The following is a 15,165-nucleotide window of genomic DNA, read 5'->3' on the forward strand; positions in this document are numbered from 1 at the left end:
CAGGACTTTTTATAATTTATTATAATGGGTTACACTTCTTGTAACACTACATTTTTAACATCTCCTTCAACCTCTACTTTAATTAAGTTGTGCTTGCTAAGACCTTTCATTCCTTTGTCCCAACCTTTACCACTTAATCCGGCTGCATTTTTTAACGCTGCAATATCCATTTTAGCTTCTTTTTGTAAAATGTCTAAAATTGCTTTTTCGTTATCGGTTAATTCTACTGCAATTTTCTTTTTCTCTGGTCTCATTTGAGGGAAGAACAATACTTCTTGAATAGATTGGTTGTTGGTTAAATACATAACCAAACGATCCATTCCAATTCCTAAACCAGACGTTGGTGGCATTCCGTATTCTAAAGCACGTAAGAAATCTTCATCTATAAAGTTTGATGCTTCGTCATCTCCTCTTTCTGCTAATTTTAACTGTGCTTCAAAACGTTCTCTTTGGTCAATAGGATCATTTAATTCAGAATAAGCATTCGCTACTTCTTTACCACAAATCATCAACTCAAAACGTTCTGTTAATTCAGGATTGTCTCTGTGCTCTTTACACAATGGAGACATTTCTTTAGGATAATCTGTAATAAATGTTGGCTGAATGTAATTTCCTTCACATTTTTCACCAAACATTTCATCAATCAACTTTCCTTTCCCCATGGTATCATCTACCTCAATTCCCATATCTTTAGCAGCAGCTCTTAACTCATCTTCATTTTTACCAGTAATATCAAAACCAGTAAAATGTTTGATAGCATCTGCCATGGTTACTCTTGCAAACGGAGCTTTAAAACTTACTTGGTGTTCTCCGAAAACAACATCAGTCGTCCCGTTCACCGCCATAGCACAATGCTCTAACAAGTTTTCGGTAAACGTCATCATCCAATTGTAATCTTTGTAAGCCACGTAAATTTCCATAGCCGTAAACTCTGGGTTGTGAGTTCTATCCATTCCTTCGTTACGGAAGTTTTTAGAAAACTCGTACACGCCATCAAAACCACCCACGATCAAACGTTTTAGGTATAATTCATTCGCAATACGCATGTACAAAGGAATGTCTAAAGAATTATGATGTGTCATAAAAGGTCTTGCTGATGCACCTCCTGCAATAGGTTGTAAAACCGGTGTTTCTACTTCAAAATATCCTGCTTCGTTAAAAAAAGAACGCATGGCATTGAACAGTTTTGTTCTTTTTACAAACACTTCTTTTACATGTGGATTTACCACCAAATCTGCATAACGCTGACGATAACGCAATTCTGGATCGTTAAACTCATCATACGTTTTTCCTTCGGCATCAGTTTTTGGTAGTGGCAAAGGTTTTAACGCTTTACTCAACAATTTAAAATCGCGAACCATTACAGAAATTTCTCCAACTTGCGTTTTAAATAACTCCCCTTCAACTCCAATAAAATCTCCTAAGTCTAATAATTTCTTAAACACATCGTTGTACAAAGTTTTGTCTTCCCCTGTACAAATTTCATCACGATTAAAGTAAATCTGAATTCTTCCTTCTGCATCTTGTAATTCAGCAAACGAAGCTTTTCCTTGAATCTTCTTTCGCATTAAACGTCCAGCAATCACTACTTTTTTACCTTCTTCGTAATTTTTCTTAATATCTTTTGAATAGATATCTACAGGAAATAAATCTGCAGGATAAGGGTTAATTCCTAAAGCTCTTAATTTGTCAAGCTTTTCTCTTCTTACAATTTCTTGTTCTGATAATTGCATGCTAGTACTTTTTTAATGTATAATGCGTTAATTCTTAGCTGGCAAAGATAAGTATTTAGTACCGAGTACTGAGTATCGAGTATTGAGAATTTAATATAGATATATCGAATTTCCCTCAACATCCTAAAAATAAACTACCTGCTATTATGCATAGTCCATCAAAAAAACTACATTTGTCTTGTTGTTGTAGAACTACGAAAGTAGTTTTAGGGTTTAATTACCAATGGAAAGCTTCCCTTTTATGGGTTGCTTTTTTTATTTACGGCCATTTTGTTAAAAGAAAGCATCTTTGTTTTCTATCAATATTCTAACAAAATACACCAAGAATACAATTCCTACTATTAGTTTAATTCCCGTAGAAAAAAAGAATCCGATTACAGAACCTAAAGCGGCTTTAATTGCCTTTTGCATGTTTTTAGAATCATGTACCAATTCTCCTGCTAAAGCTCCCAAAAACAATCCTAATATCATTCCAACAGCTGTAAAAAGCAAACCAATAATTAATCCAATCGTAGATCCCCAAATTCCATATTTACTACCCCCAAACTTTTTAGTTCCCAAGACTGGGATTATATAATCTGCAATGACTACCAGAATAGCAATAGCCAAAGTAACCCCTAAAAAAGTCCAATCGGTTATTACTTTTGAGGTTAAATTTAACAATAATAAGCCCAACCATCCTGTTGGCGGACCTGGAATAATGGGTAAAAAAGAACCAATAATTCCACCAATAACCAGAAAAAAACCAAAAAACAGCAATATATAATCCATAACAGCCTTTCTTTTAAAGCAATATACAGCAATCTTCTTAAAAAAATGTATTTTTGAACCAACTGAGAAGCCACACATGAACAAACTGATTGCCATTATTTTAGCATTGACTCTTTTCTCTTGCGAAAAGATTTGTTCGGTGACCTCTATTTTATGCAAAGGGAATCCTAAAAAAGTGGAATATATAGATTTTACGCAAATAGATCAGTTTCCACAATTTAAAGACTGTGATGAAATGTTAAGTTTTGAAGAGAGTAAAACTTGCTTTGAACAAACGATTCACAACGAAATAAACAACAGAATTCAGCAGTTAAAATTGATTACGAAAGACAACATTACAGACACTTTACAAATTCAGTTTACCATAGACAAAAACGGACAATTTTTATGTAATAAAATCATAGCTAAAGATTCTCTAAACATCAAACTACCTAATTTGTCTTCAGAAATTCAGAAAATTATTCAGACTTTACCAGCAATCAATCCTGCTCAAAAAAGAGGAATTCCTGTCTCTTCTACTTACACCATTCCCTTGGTAATCAAAACCAAATAATTTTTTCTCTTATTAGTTAAACATTCATTATTTGTATGATTTAACAGCACGCAACCAATTGTAAAGTTTTACATCTATTATATAGATTTTAAAAACAAAACTTTATGATTCGATTGATTTTTATGTTAGCCCTTATCCACATTTTATATTATTTGGATGTTTTTAACGCAACCCTTTACAAACTTAAACATCTAACTACTAATAACCCTAAATAAAAAAATTATGAAACTTATGAAACGTTTATTATTCATTTCAATTTTCGCGCTTTTTTTAACATCTTGTTTAAATGACGATGATGATTACAATCCTAATTATCATTTTGATACCATTCCAGTAGAATCAATAGACTTACCCGATTCTTTTGAATTAAACGAAGTTTACGATCTTACTATTAACTACAATTTACCAGACAGTTCTCATACCTTTTATCAATTGTATTTTGAACACAACAACAAAGAAAGAATTGTGGCCGTGGTCACTTATGTAAATGAAGATGTAGCTGCGACAGGACCTGTGATTAACAAAGATTACACCTTTAAATTAACAGCTTCTCAAAAAGATGAATACATCTTTAAAATTTGGAAAGGTAAAGACGAGAATGATGAAGATATTTACGAAACCATTACAGTTCCAGTAGTAGATCCTAGTCAAAATTAAAACTATCTTAGTATAGTAATTTAATGTATGGATATTAAAAAACTCATTAAAGAATGTCAGCAAAACAAAACTCAATCGCAATCTAAGCTATATGAGTTGTTTGCTCCTAAACTTTATGCGGTTTGTTATAAATATTCACGCAATCAAGCAGAAGCTGAAGATACTTTACATGATGGGTTTATTACCATTTTAAAAAAAATAAATCAATTTCAATACAAAGGATCTTTTGAAGGCTGGATGAAAAGAATTATAATCAACACGGCTCTTGAAAAATATAGAAAAGAAAAAGTTTTTCCTTTAATTTCCGAAGAAATTGAAGATGAAGTTGAGGTAGAAATTGATGAAGAAAACACTAGTATTGATGAGTTGTTAGCTTGTATTCAAAAACTACCTAATAGATACAGATTGGTTTTTAACCTTTATGTGTTAGATGGATATTCTCACAAAGAAATTGCTAAAATGCTAGAAATTTCTGAAGGAACCTCTAAATCAAATTTATCAAGAGCCAAAATGATTTTAAAAAAAGCATTAGAAAATAATCAGCAACAAAATCTGGACACAATATAATGATGGAACCAAAAGACATAGAAAGATTGTTTCAGGAAAAACTAAAGGACTTGGAAATGACTCCAAACCCTGCGGTATGGAATAAAATTAAACAATCTATGACAACTCCAAAAAAATCTAGAAAAAGATTTATTTGGCTGTTTTCAGGTTCTGTTGCTGCATTATTAGTATTAAGTTTTTTCCTTTTTAACAATACTGATAAACATCCCGAAGTAGCATTTAAAAAGAAAATTAAAAAAGAGGTTGATAGTACCTTCACCACCAAAGACAACTTTAAAAAAGATGTAACACCAACTGTTGCGAACAATAACAACATTAACAAAAAAGAAAATACCAAGAATATAAATACTGTTTCTCCTAAAAAAAAGACACCTATTTATGTTGCTACCAATACTGATAAAAGAACAAAAAATACAGCGTTTAAAAACACTCCATCAAACACTGCCATTGCAGCTACCGAAAATATAAAAGCAAACAAAAATGTAAATACTTCATCCAATAATACAAGTCAAAAAAGACCTTTGATAGATATTGCTAAAAAACAAGATTTGGCTGCTGTGGTAAAAAAAGAAACTCCAAACATTACAAATCACAAAAAACACTGGAGCATTGCCCCTGTGGTTTCAGAATTATTTTACAATACACTTTCTAACAAATCTCCTGTAGACAGTCGTTTGGACAATGCTGCTAAAAACGGAGAAAGCTCAACTTCTTTCGGATTAAAAATAGCGTATCAAGCTTCTAAAAAATGGAGAATTCAAACAGGAATACATCAAATAAGCATGGCACAAACCACTAAAAATGTAGCTGTAGCAAGCATTAGCAGAAATTCTTCTTTTACAAATTCTAGTCAAGCATTAAGTTCTCCTACTATCAATAACAGTAGTAACGAAATCACTTTAACGAACTTACCATCAACAGACAATGAGTTAAGACAACTAAACAACAGTAACAATCAATTAAGACAAAGTTTTGGATATATAGAAATTCCTATTGAAGTCAACTATCAATTGTTTGAAACCAACAAATTACAATTCCACTTAGTAGGTGGCTTAAGTAGTCTTTTCTTAACTAACAATAACTTACAAATTGAAAACCCAAATTATTCTTATTCAGACGGAGAAGCCACCAATTTAAACGAAGTTAACTTTAGTTTTAACCTTGGAACTGCTGTAGAATATCATTTTTCTAACAGTTGGTTTTTTAATTTGTCTCCTATGTTAAAAATGCAAACACAAACTTTTAGTAACACCAACAACAAACCCTATTTACTAGGCGTTTCTACAGGGCTTAATTACAAGTTTTAATTGGTCATTTTTTCTACAAACAAAGGCAGTAATCTTTTTACAAATTTCTCATAAGCAAAAGCAGACGGATGTAAATCATCGTCCGCTACTAATTCCGGATGCTCTAAACCTTGTTCCGTAATATCTGTAATATTTAAAAACGATACTCCTTTGTTAATACAATAATCTCTGGCAAATTTATTATAAGCTGCTATTTCTTCAGAAGCAGGAAAATTACTTCCATAAGGGGTGTAGGTATAATCTGGAATAGACAATACTACTAAATGATTAGCATTGTTATTTGCATACGTAATTGCTTTGTTAACCAATTCTGGAAACTCTCTTTCATACACCCCAAAAGAAGCTCCTTGAAACTGGTTGTTTACTCCAATCAACAGTGTTACGAAATTATAATTTTCATCTATTTCTTGAGCCTCCAAAGAGTTTATTAAATTATTGGTTCTCCAACCTGTTTTAGCGACAATTTTTAAATCGATGGTTTTTATTTCAAAAAAATTACTCAATAATTTTTGTTTTAATTGCTCCGGAAAACTACAAGTATTACAAACGCTTTGACCAATGGTATAACTATCTCCTAAAGCTAAAATTTTATAGTGACTATTTAAACCTAAACTATCACTTTCAACATCACCATCTATAGGATTATAAACAATTTCATCAGAAGTAATAGATTCACTACCACATCCAATGACACAAAACAAAACTCCTAAAAATATAATTACTAACTTTCTCATACTTTACTTACGATGAAAAAATTAAAATGGTTTTAAAACTTAAATTTTTTAAACAAATCCCAAAGCACGATTCCCGTAGTAACAGAAATATTTAAAGAATGTTTGGTTCCATATTGAGGAATTTCAATACAAAAATCAGAATGATTGATGACTTCTTGTTGAACCCCTTTTACCTCATTCCCCATCACAATAGCGTATTTTTGACTTGATTCAACTGCAAAGTCTTGTAATTTTACACTGTTTTCTGCCTGTTCAATAGCACAAACCTTTACATTTTCGCTTTTTAATTTTTCAACCAAAGTCAAAGTATCTTCTACATATTCCCAATCTACAGAATCTGTTGCTCCCAAAGCTGTTTTGTGAATTTCTTTGTTTGGAGGTGTGGCTGTAATTCCACACAAATAAATTTTTTCAATCACAAATGCATCACTTGTTCTAAACACAGAACCAATATTGTTTAAACTTCTAATGTTGTCTAAAACTACAATTAAAGGAGTTTTATCTGTCGCTTTAAAAGCATCCACATCCAACCTATTTAATTCTTTGTTTTTTAGTTTACGCATTGTTTTGAATTTAAGAAGTGTCAAAATTAGCGTATTTATGCCAAAACTGATGAAATTGTCAATAGAACCTTGATAACTTTTTGACTTATCTTTCTTCCTTTTCCTTAAAAAATTTAATTTCGCTAAGAATCTAAAAAAATCAAACTAGTGGCTAAAACCAAAGCAAAAAAAGAAACTCCTTTAATGAAACAATACAACGGTATTAAGGCAAAGTATCCTGATGCGATGTTATTGTTTAGAGTAGGAGATTTTTACGAGACTTTTGGTACCGATGCCATTAAAGCTGCTAAAGTTTTAAATATTACTTTAACCAAACGTGGTGCAGGTAGCGATTCTGAAACAGCTTTGGCAGGATTTCCTCATCATTCTTTAAATACGTATTTACCAAAATTGGTAAAATCTGGGTTACGTGTGGCCATTTGTGATCAGTTAGAAGATCCTAAAATGACCAAAACGATTGTAAAACGTGGCGTTACAGAATTGGTTACTCCTGGGGTTGCCTTAAATGATGAAGTACTACAATCTAAAAACAACAACTTTTTAGCTGCTGTACATTTTGGAAAGAAAAATTTAGGAGTATCCTTTTTAGATATTTCTACTGGAGAATTTTTAGCCGCTCAAGGAGATGCTGCTTACATAGATAAACTATTACAAAACTTTTCCCCCAGTGAAGTGTTGGTGGAAAAGAAAAATAAGGTTTTATTTAACGAAACTTTTGGGGAGCGATTTCACACTTTTTATTTAGATGATTGGGTTTTTCAAATAGAATTTGCCACAGAAAGTTTATTAAATCACTTTAAAGTAAATTCTTTAAAAGGATATGGAGTAGAAAATTTACCTGAAGGAATTATTTCTTCTGGGGCTATTTTATATTATTTATCTGAAACACAACACAACCAATTAACCCATATTACTGCCATTCAGCGTGTTCACGAAAATGAATATGTTTGGATGGACAGATTTACGGTTCGTAATCTAGAATTATATCATTCTACTAACGAAAATGCCGTTACTTTATTAAGTATTATCGATCAAACCAATTCCCCGATGGGAAGTCGTTTGTTAAAAAGATGGCTGGCTTTACCTTTGAAAGAACCCAATCAAATTATCAAAAGACATGAAGTAGTGAATTACTTTATGAATCATGATGATTTTTACCAAACCACACAATATCAAATCAAACAAATTAGTGATATTGAACGTTTGATTTCTAAAGTAGCTACAGGGAAAATCAATCCCAGAGAAGTGGTTTATTTAAAACAGTCTTTAGATGCTATTATTCCCATTAAAAAAGCTGCTGAAGAAAGTGATAACATCACCTTAAAAACCATTGGAGAACAGTTGCAGGACTGTAGTTTATTAAGAGAAAAAATTGCCACTATTTTGGTAAATGATGCTCCCGTAAACATCAACAAAGGAAATGCGATTGCTACAGGAGTTTCTGAAGAATTAGACGATTTAAGAAACATTTCTAATTCTGGTAAAGAATACTTAGACAATCTTGTAAAAAGAGAAACAGAAAAAACTGGAATTTCTTCATTAAAAATAGCCTTTAACAATGTTTTTGGATATTATATTGAAGTTAGAAACACTCATAAAGACAAGGTTCCAGAAAATTGGATTCGCAAACAAACTTTGGTAAATGCAGAGCGTTATATTACCGAAGAATTAAAAGAATACGAAACCAAAATTTTAGGAGCTGAAGAGAAAATAGCCTTATTAGAACAACAAATTTTTAATCAATTAATTCAGTTTTTAATAGATTATATTCAACCAATACAGCTAAACGCAAACTTAATTGCTCAGTTAGATTGTTTATGTGGTTTTGCCACTTTGGCCATACAAAATAGCTACGTAAGACCAAGCATTGATGAGAGCACCGAAATTGAAATTAAAAACGGTCGTCATCCTGTAATTGAGAAACAATTGGCTTTTGGTGAAGAATATATTGCTAATGATATTATTCTAAACCGAAATCAACAACAAATTATTATGATTACCGGACCAAACATGTCGGGTAAATCTGCCATTTTAAGACAAACAGCATTAATTGTTTTGTTGGCTCAAATGGGAAGTTATGTACCTGCACAACAAGCTAGAATTGGAGTTGTAGATAAAATATTTACACGAGTTGGAGCTAGTGATAACATTTCTATGGGAGAATCTACTTTTATGGTAGAAATGAATGAAACGGCTAGTATTTTGAACAACGTATCAGAACGCAGTTTGATTTTATTAGATGAAATTGGACGTGGTACCAGTACCTATGATGGAATTTCTATTGCTTGGGCTATTGCAGAATATTTACATGAACATCCTAGTCAAGCAAAAACATTATTTGCTACTCATTATCACGAATTGAATGATATGGCCAGCACTTTTAATCGTATCAAGAACTTTAATGTATCTGTAAAAGAATTAAAAGATAAGGTTATCTTTTTGCGTAAACTTACTGCTGGTGGTAGCGAACATAGTTTTGGTATACATGTAGCAAAATTGGCTGGAATGCCACAAGCTGTAATTCACAGAGCGAACAAAATGTTAACTCAGCTAGAAAAAAGTCATGGATTAGAAAACAACAAAGCCAAGATCGAATCCGTAGGAAAAGAAGATGATTATCAGTTGAGTTTTTTTCAACTAGACGATCCTTTATTAGAAGGAATAAAAGAAGAAATTTTAGCGACGAACATTGACAATCTTACACCCGTAGAAGCATTGATGAAGTTAAATGAAATTAAAAGAATGTTAATGGGTAAATAAATTATGGATACAATTATAGAATACATTAACATTTCTGGTTCTTTTGTTTTTGCCGTTTCGGGAGCTTTAATTGCCATGAAAAAAAGACTAGATCCATTTGGAGTTTTAATTGTTGCCTTTATTACGGCTGTGGGTGGAGGAACCCTTAGAGATATTTTGATAGACAGACAGGTTTTTTGGCTCTACAACAACTCTATTATTTACTCAGTACTTATTGGAGCAACAGTTGCAATGATTTTTAAATCTAAGATGAACTTTTTTACCAAGCCCATCTTTTTTTATGATGCTTTAGGTCTTGGATTGTTTTCTATTACAGGAGTTCAAATAGGACTAGAAGCAGACTTAAGCTCTTCTATTTGTATTTTACTAGGAACCGTTACAGGTGTGTTTGGAGGGGTTTTAAGAGATGTTGTAGTGAATAGAATTCCAGTAGTTTTTAAAAAAGAAATCTATGCTACTGCTAGTATATTGGGTGGCTTCTTGTATTTAGTTTTACTAAAATTAAATGTGCCAAATCCTTATTCACAAATTGTTCCTATACTTTTTATCATTATGATACGTTTAACTGCTGTATTCTTTAATATTTCACTTCCATCCATTTATAAAAGACAGATTTAAAAACATGGTTAATAATTTAGAACAAGGCTATTTTGGAATTGGTATTTACAACGGAAAAACTCCTGAAAACTTAGGAGTTCTTTGGAGATCTGCCCAAAATATGGGAGCTAGTTTTATTTACACCATAGGAAACCGATATGCTAAGCAAGCCTGTGATACACATAAAGCTGTAGGAGCAATGCCCTATTTTCATTATGATAGTTTCGAAGAGTTTTACAAACATCTACCTAAAAGCGCAGTATTGGTAGGGGTTGAATTAGATGATAAAGCAATTCCTCTAGAAACTTTTCAACATCCAAAAAGATGTGTATATTTATTGGGAGCGGAGGATCACGGTTTGTCAAATGAAGCTATTGAGAAGTCTCACTTTTTAGTGAAATTTAAATCTACCTTAAGCTTAAACGTTGCGGTTGCAGGCAGTATTGTTATGTATGACAGAGGAGCTAAAACCCCCATAAACCTATAATAACTAAATGAACTCTATTCTCCGTTTTATAAAGGCCAAACAAATATTACTTTTACTCGCCATCGGTATTGTAGGTATTATTTTATGGAATACTTTTAAGTTTTTTAAAGAATTTCAAAGACAAGAAATTGTTAAAATGGAGATTTTAGCAGATGCTTATTTTCAATTTAACAAGGCAAAACCAGAGGATGATATTAGTTTATTGGTAAAAATCATAGAGAACAACACCTCTATCCCTATGCTTGTAACAGATGATAAAGAAAATATTCTTTTAGATCAAAACATCTACTACGAAACAGAAGAAAAAAATCAAGTTTTAAAAGAAAAGCTAAAGGAGATGAAAAGTTTACACCCTCCTATAGAAATAAATATTTCGGAAACTAAAAGTCAATATATATACTATTCTCATTCCGAAGTATTAAATAAACTTAGGTTTTATCCATTAGCATTGGTTCTTATTTTTATTGTGTTTTTATTTATTATTTATGCCGTATTTAACGCTTCTTCTATCTCAGAAAAAAACAAACTATGGAGTGGTATGGCTAAAGAAACTGCTCATCAAATAGGAACTCCTTTATCTTCTTTGTTAGGATGGGTAGAAATTTTACGAACTGAAAATGTGAATCCTACTTATGTTAGTGAAATTGAAAAGGATGTAGAACATCTAAATATTATTGCCAATCGTTTTTCTAAAATAGGTTCTAAACCTAAGCTTGAACTTCACGACCCATCAGAAATTATAGAAAACACCATTAAGTATTTTAAAATACGTACTTCTAAAAACATTGTGTTTAACTACAACAAACCTTTTGAAGAAGTTAAAATTATGCTTAACAAAGACCTTTTTGGATGGGTGCTTGAAAACATCATAAAAAATGCTATTGATGCCATGCAAGGTAAAGGAAATATTGATATTCAATTAATCAACAATAATTCTGGGATTCAAATATTAATTACAGACACTGGTAAAGGAATTCCTAAAAATCTTCATAAAAAAATATTTGAACCAGGTTTTACCACTAAAACAAGGGGTTGGGGATTAGGACTTTCTTTAACCAAAAGAATCATCAACAAATACCACAAAGGAAAAATATTTGTAAAACAGTCACAAAAACATACGGGAAGTACCTTTCAAATTAACATCCCTAAGTAAATACTATTCAATATTAAACAAACTATACAAACCATCAACAATCATCAACTCAGTATCTACACAAGGTTTTTTTAACTCTTTTAACAATTGTTTTAATTCTTTTTTTGATAAAGTTTTCTTGTCTCCATTTAAAAAAGATACACCATAAACAGCTACTTTAGAAACATGTTTATATTGCTCTTGTAAGCTCATTAAATTTGGATTCATTTTCAACTTAGAAAAATCTACAAATCCTAATTGCCAAACTTTGAATTGATTTATAATCTTACTTTTACACTCTTCCGTTGGATTTTTTAAATAATTTTGAACCAAATAATTAAAATACGCAGCTTCACTAGCATCGGCTACACAAGCATCAGCAAACAACATAAAAGGAGAAAAAGTTTTATACTCTATTCCATCTTTATTTCTTGAATAAATCTTTAAAGGCTCACTTAAATCTGCCAATAATTTTAAGGATTGTATAGATTCACTCTTCGCTATATTTCTTAAAATTAAATCTCTATTTTTAATGTGAGTCAAGCCTAAATCTTCTAAACCAACACTAACCGCAGGAAGTCTTTTTAACATAAAACCAACATCGTTCACCTCTTTTGGAGACCATAATCTTTCTGCAATGGCTGCGGTTCTTGGCCATATTCTAGAATCTATAGTTGTTGGTGTTGCTAACTCTGCCCACATGGTTGCTTCACCTCCTAAAATTCTAGCTCTTTCCTCAGGAGTTAAAACTGCATTTCCAATAGGCTCTGTCTGATAATGTTTTACCACAGATTCCATTCTATCTATATAAAAACCGGTAGACAATACAGTTTGATATCCTGCTTTTGCCGCTTTTATCAAAGTTCCACCTTTTGGCAAACCTTCATTTACACCTCTCCAAGAATGAATCAACGCAGATTTTGGAATTTCTGGAGTTAAAATCTCATCCCAACCCATTAATTTTTTACCGTATTTTTCTAATATTTTTTCTAAACGAATATTAAAATAAGTTTGTAAATCGTGATTGGTTTTTAAATTATTTAACTTTTTAAAACCCTGTATTTTTTGATTCTCATCCCAGTGTTTTCCTTCATTTTCATCACCACCAATATGAAAATATACATCTTTAAACAAAGGAGCTACTTCACTAATTAAAGTATCTAAAAAAACATAGGTTTGTTCATTTGTAGGATCTAATGTAGGATTAAAAACACCCGAAAATCTTTCAATACTATACGCTTGTTTTTTACTCCCTATTTCAGGATAAGCTGCTAAAATTGAAGAAGCATGACCGGGCACATCAATTTCTGGCAACACGCGAATTCCTAAATCGGCAGCATATTGTACCACCTCTTTTATTTGCTCTTGGGTGTAAAACAACCCATCAGATCCTAATTCATTTAATTTAGGTAATTTTTTTGTCTCAATTCTAAACCCTTGATCGTCGGTTAAATGCCAATGAAAAACATTCATTTTCACTGCTGCCATGGCTCTTAAATTTCTTTTCAACACCTCAACAGGTTGAAAATGACGAGCTGTATCAATCAACAAACCTCTCCATTTAAATCTTGGAGTATCTTTTATTGTTAAAGTAGGAAAATAAAAGTATTCATCGTTAAAACTTAACAGTTGTATTAAAGTTTCTAGAGCATAAGAAGCTCCAACATCTGTTTTAGCATTAATAATTATTTGATGTTCTTTTACCTCCAAAGAATAAGATTCATCATTAGATAGTTCTAGGTTAGAAATTTTATTAAAGTTAACCAGTAATTGTGCTTCATTATTATTGACATCCGAAAATCCTTCTTCTATAAATACCCCTGATTTATTAGTGATTCTTCTAATAAAGTTTGTAGTTGATTTTAAAGCAACTCCCTTATTACTATTGATAGAAACTTTAAAATTTTTATCAATAACAAACTTCTGACCTGTTAGCCGAATATGCTCAGGCCAAGGCATCAAATTTAAATCTGAGGATTGCTGGCTGTATCCTGTTAATGTGATAAAACAACACACAATGATGATTATTTTTTTCATATGATTTCTTTAAAATAATATCATCTTTAGGGCTAAAAATGATATCAAGTTCTTTTAATTTTTTTTAATATTCCGTTAAAATAAAGCACAAAAAACCTACTGCTGATTATTTTAGACTAATAGCATAAAAATGAATATGGAAAACAACTATTCTAATAAAAAAATGAAAAATTAACTTCTAAGAATTTCCATATCTGGTATTTTACATAGCAAGAGCCATAACTATGTGATAAAATAATTATGAATTTCCTAAACAAAGAGATATTTTTTCAGAAAACCAAAAAAACACAACCACCTGAAAAACAAAAACTTATATTTGTTTTTTTCATATTTTTAAAGAAAAAAAATGAAAACGATTTACTTACTAAAAAAAATATTTCTCGGCACCTTTGCTCTATTCCACTTCATAGCTAATGCTCAGTTTCACAAAACATATAAAGGAGCGTATCATAATGGATATATTACATACTCATATCTAGAAAACAAAGATGGAAAACACATTTACAACGGTCCCTTTACCTATAACGAAACTTTAAACAAAAAAACAAAAATAACCATCAAGGGAAATTTTATAAACAATAAAAGAAATGGTCTCTGGACAAAAACTTTAGAACTTCCTTATAAAACTGAAAAATACATTGCTTATTACAAAAACGGATACTATACAGGAAAAGCATCATTAAATAGTTTTGATAAAAAGGGAAATCTTAAATCTTCTTTTGAAATAGATTTTGGTAAAAACAATAATTTAAAGCAACTTAAATATCAATCAAAAAAAGAAAAACTAGCATTTGAAATTCTTCTAGATGAAAATTCAAATATCAAAACACTACATGCTCAATATAAAAAAGAAAAAAGTACGCTTACCTATAACAATAGTTTACTTGAAAATGAAGTTTACCAAGACCTAACTAAAGGAACCTTTTACTCTAAAAAAAATTATATTGATTTTAACAAAAAGATAAAATACGATTCTAAAACTAAACACCACATATATAACAACACACATTACAAACTTGTTTATATATACATCAATCCTTTTTCACTATGTAGTCATAAGAAATTTGAGAGATTAAATTGGATAGATTACCTTGACATTTTCACTTCAGATTATTTTCCTTTTAAAGAAGTTTTATTTTTTGAAATAGAACGAAACATTATTGTTCCCGAAAGACCCAGCATTCTAAAATATATAAAACTAGATAATGATGCTTTTTTTATCCCTAAAAATCAGTACAAACCAATTGCTAAAAATTAAAAAAGCCTC

Annotated in this window: 14 protein-coding genes; 9 read left to right on the forward strand and 5 right to left on the reverse strand. The window is 31.1% G+C overall.

Going from position 1 to position 15,165, the window contains the following annotated elements:
• Positions 1-29 precede the first annotated feature (29 nt).
• The gene (lysS, locus tag QVZ41_RS03515) at positions 30-1,733 is read right to left on the reverse strand and encodes a lysine--tRNA ligase (RefSeq protein ID WP_302883161.1); all 1,704 of its coding nucleotides are present in this window, start codon (positions 1,731-1,733) and stop codon (positions 30-32) included.
• Between the two features lie 273 nt (positions 1,734-2,006).
• Positions 2,007-2,504: a DUF456 domain-containing protein gene (locus tag QVZ41_RS03520; protein ID WP_302883162.1), complete on the reverse strand. Its 498-nt coding sequence runs from the start codon at positions 2,502-2,504 to the stop codon at positions 2,007-2,009.
• A 76-nt stretch (positions 2,505-2,580) separates the two neighbouring features.
• Between QVZ41_RS03520 and QVZ41_RS03525 the strand changes: the two genes are divergently transcribed.
• From QVZ41_RS03525 to QVZ41_RS03540, 4 genes are all read left to right on the forward strand, one after another.
• Complete coding sequence (locus QVZ41_RS03525) at positions 2,581-3,057, forward strand: hypothetical protein (protein WP_302883163.1); 477 nt, start codon at positions 2,581-2,583, stop codon at positions 3,055-3,057.
• A 231-nt stretch (positions 3,058-3,288) separates the two neighbouring features.
• On the forward strand, positions 3,289-3,714 hold the full coding sequence (locus QVZ41_RS03530; protein ID WP_302883164.1) for a hypothetical protein: 426 nt from the start codon (positions 3,289-3,291) through the stop codon (positions 3,712-3,714).
• A 27-nt stretch (positions 3,715-3,741) separates the two neighbouring features.
• A complete protein-coding gene (locus QVZ41_RS03535; protein ID WP_302883165.1) occupies positions 3,742-4,281 on the forward strand; it encodes an RNA polymerase sigma factor in 540 nt (179 codons plus the stop codon).
• Between the two features lie 2 nt (positions 4,282-4,283).
• A complete protein-coding gene (locus QVZ41_RS03540; protein ID WP_302883166.1) occupies positions 4,284-5,588 on the forward strand; it encodes a porin family protein in 1,305 nt (434 codons plus the stop codon).
• Here the strand turns inward: QVZ41_RS03540 and QVZ41_RS03545 are convergent.
• On the reverse strand, positions 5,585-6,322 hold the full coding sequence (locus tag QVZ41_RS03545) for an SGNH/GDSL hydrolase family protein (RefSeq protein ID WP_302883167.1): 738 nt from the start codon (positions 6,320-6,322) through the stop codon (positions 5,585-5,587). The genes QVZ41_RS03540 and QVZ41_RS03545 overlap by 4 nt on opposite strands.
• A gap of 32 nt (positions 6,323-6,354) precedes the next feature.
• On the reverse strand, positions 6,355-6,885 hold the full coding sequence (locus QVZ41_RS03550) for an RNA methyltransferase (RefSeq protein WP_302883168.1): 531 nt from the start codon (positions 6,883-6,885) through the stop codon (positions 6,355-6,357).
• Positions 6,886-7,068: 183 nt separating this feature from the next.
• On the opposite strand from QVZ41_RS03550, the gene mutS reads away from it, so the two are divergent.
• The 4 genes from mutS to QVZ41_RS03570 are packed head-to-tail and all read left to right on the forward strand — an operon-like array spanning position 7,069 to position 11,882.
• Positions 7,069-9,645, forward strand: a complete 2,577-nt coding sequence (gene mutS / locus QVZ41_RS03555; RefSeq protein ID WP_420896120.1) for a DNA mismatch repair protein MutS — start codon at positions 7,069-7,071, stop codon at positions 9,643-9,645.
• 3 nt (positions 9,646-9,648) lie between these two features.
• Positions 9,649-10,263 carry a trimeric intracellular cation channel family protein gene (locus QVZ41_RS03560; RefSeq protein WP_302883170.1) on the forward strand — a complete coding sequence of 205 codons (615 nt, stop codon included), beginning with the start codon at positions 9,649-9,651 and terminating at the stop codon, positions 10,261-10,263.
• A gap of 4 nt (positions 10,264-10,267) precedes the next feature.
• Positions 10,268-10,729: an RNA methyltransferase gene (locus QVZ41_RS03565; RefSeq protein ID WP_302883171.1), complete on the forward strand. Its 462-nt coding sequence runs from the start codon at positions 10,268-10,270 to the stop codon at positions 10,727-10,729.
• 7 nt (positions 10,730-10,736) lie between these two features.
• Positions 10,737-11,882 (forward strand): sensor histidine kinase, encoded by a 1,146-nt coding sequence (locus tag QVZ41_RS03570; protein ID WP_302883172.1) that lies wholly within the window; start codon positions 10,737-10,739, stop codon positions 11,880-11,882.
• A gap of 3 nt (positions 11,883-11,885) precedes the next feature.
• Here QVZ41_RS03570 and QVZ41_RS03575 read toward each other — a convergent pair whose 3' ends face one another.
• The gene (locus tag QVZ41_RS03575; protein WP_302883173.1) at positions 11,886-13,898 is read right to left on the reverse strand and encodes a beta-N-acetylhexosaminidase; all 2,013 of its coding nucleotides are present in this window, start codon (positions 13,896-13,898) and stop codon (positions 11,886-11,888) included.
• A 346-nt stretch (positions 13,899-14,244) separates the two neighbouring features.
• Here QVZ41_RS03575 and QVZ41_RS03580 point away from each other — a divergent pair, with 346 nt between their 5' ends.
• Entirely contained in the window at positions 14,245-15,156 is a 912-nt protein-coding gene (locus tag QVZ41_RS03580; RefSeq protein ID WP_302883174.1) for a hypothetical protein, read from the forward strand.
• Positions 15,157-15,165: the final 9 nt, after the last annotated feature.

Origin of the sequence: Wenyingzhuangia gilva, assembly GCF_030519655.1 — a bacterium.
In the GTDB taxonomy this organism is placed as follows: domain Bacteria; phylum Bacteroidota; class Bacteroidia; order Flavobacteriales; family Flavobacteriaceae; genus Wenyingzhuangia; species Wenyingzhuangia gilva.

Excerpts from the sequence above, each read along its gene's own strand:
- lysS (WP_302883161.1), bottom strand. The coding sequence starts at position 1,733 with ATGCAATTATCAGAACAAGAAATTGTAAGAAGAGAAAAGCTTGACAAA.
- QVZ41_RS03520 (WP_302883162.1), bottom strand. The coding sequence starts at position 2,504 with ATGGATTATATATTGCTGTTTTTTGGTTTTTTTCTGGTTATTGGTGGA.
- QVZ41_RS03525 (WP_302883163.1), top strand. The coding sequence starts at position 2,581 with ATGAACAAACTGATTGCCATTATTTTAGCATTGACTCTTTTCTCTTGC.
- QVZ41_RS03530 (WP_302883164.1), top strand. The coding sequence starts at position 3,289 with ATGAAACGTTTATTATTCATTTCAATTTTCGCGCTTTTTTTAACATCT.
- QVZ41_RS03535 (WP_302883165.1), top strand. The coding sequence starts at position 3,742 with ATGGATATTAAAAAACTCATTAAAGAATGTCAGCAAAACAAAACTCAA.
- QVZ41_RS03540 (WP_302883166.1), top strand. The coding sequence starts at position 4,284 with ATGGAACCAAAAGACATAGAAAGATTGTTTCAGGAAAAACTAAAGGAC.
- QVZ41_RS03545 (WP_302883167.1), bottom strand. The coding sequence starts at position 6,322 with ATGAGAAAGTTAGTAATTATATTTTTAGGAGTTTTGTTTTGTGTCATT.
- QVZ41_RS03550 (WP_302883168.1), bottom strand. The coding sequence starts at position 6,885 with ATGCGTAAACTAAAAAACAAAGAATTAAATAGGTTGGATGTGGATGCT.
- mutS (WP_420896120.1), top strand. The coding sequence starts at position 7,069 with ATGAAACAATACAACGGTATTAAGGCAAAGTATCCTGATGCGATGTTA.
- QVZ41_RS03560 (WP_302883170.1), top strand. The coding sequence starts at position 9,649 with ATGGATACAATTATAGAATACATTAACATTTCTGGTTCTTTTGTTTTT.
- QVZ41_RS03565 (WP_302883171.1), top strand. The coding sequence starts at position 10,268 with ATGGTTAATAATTTAGAACAAGGCTATTTTGGAATTGGTATTTACAAC.
- QVZ41_RS03570 (WP_302883172.1), top strand. The coding sequence starts at position 10,737 with ATGAACTCTATTCTCCGTTTTATAAAGGCCAAACAAATATTACTTTTA.
- QVZ41_RS03575 (WP_302883173.1), bottom strand. The coding sequence starts at position 13,898 with ATGAAAAAAATAATCATCATTGTGTGTTGTTTTATCACATTAACAGGA.
- QVZ41_RS03580 (WP_302883174.1), top strand. The coding sequence starts at position 14,245 with ATGAAAACGATTTACTTACTAAAAAAAATATTTCTCGGCACCTTTGCT.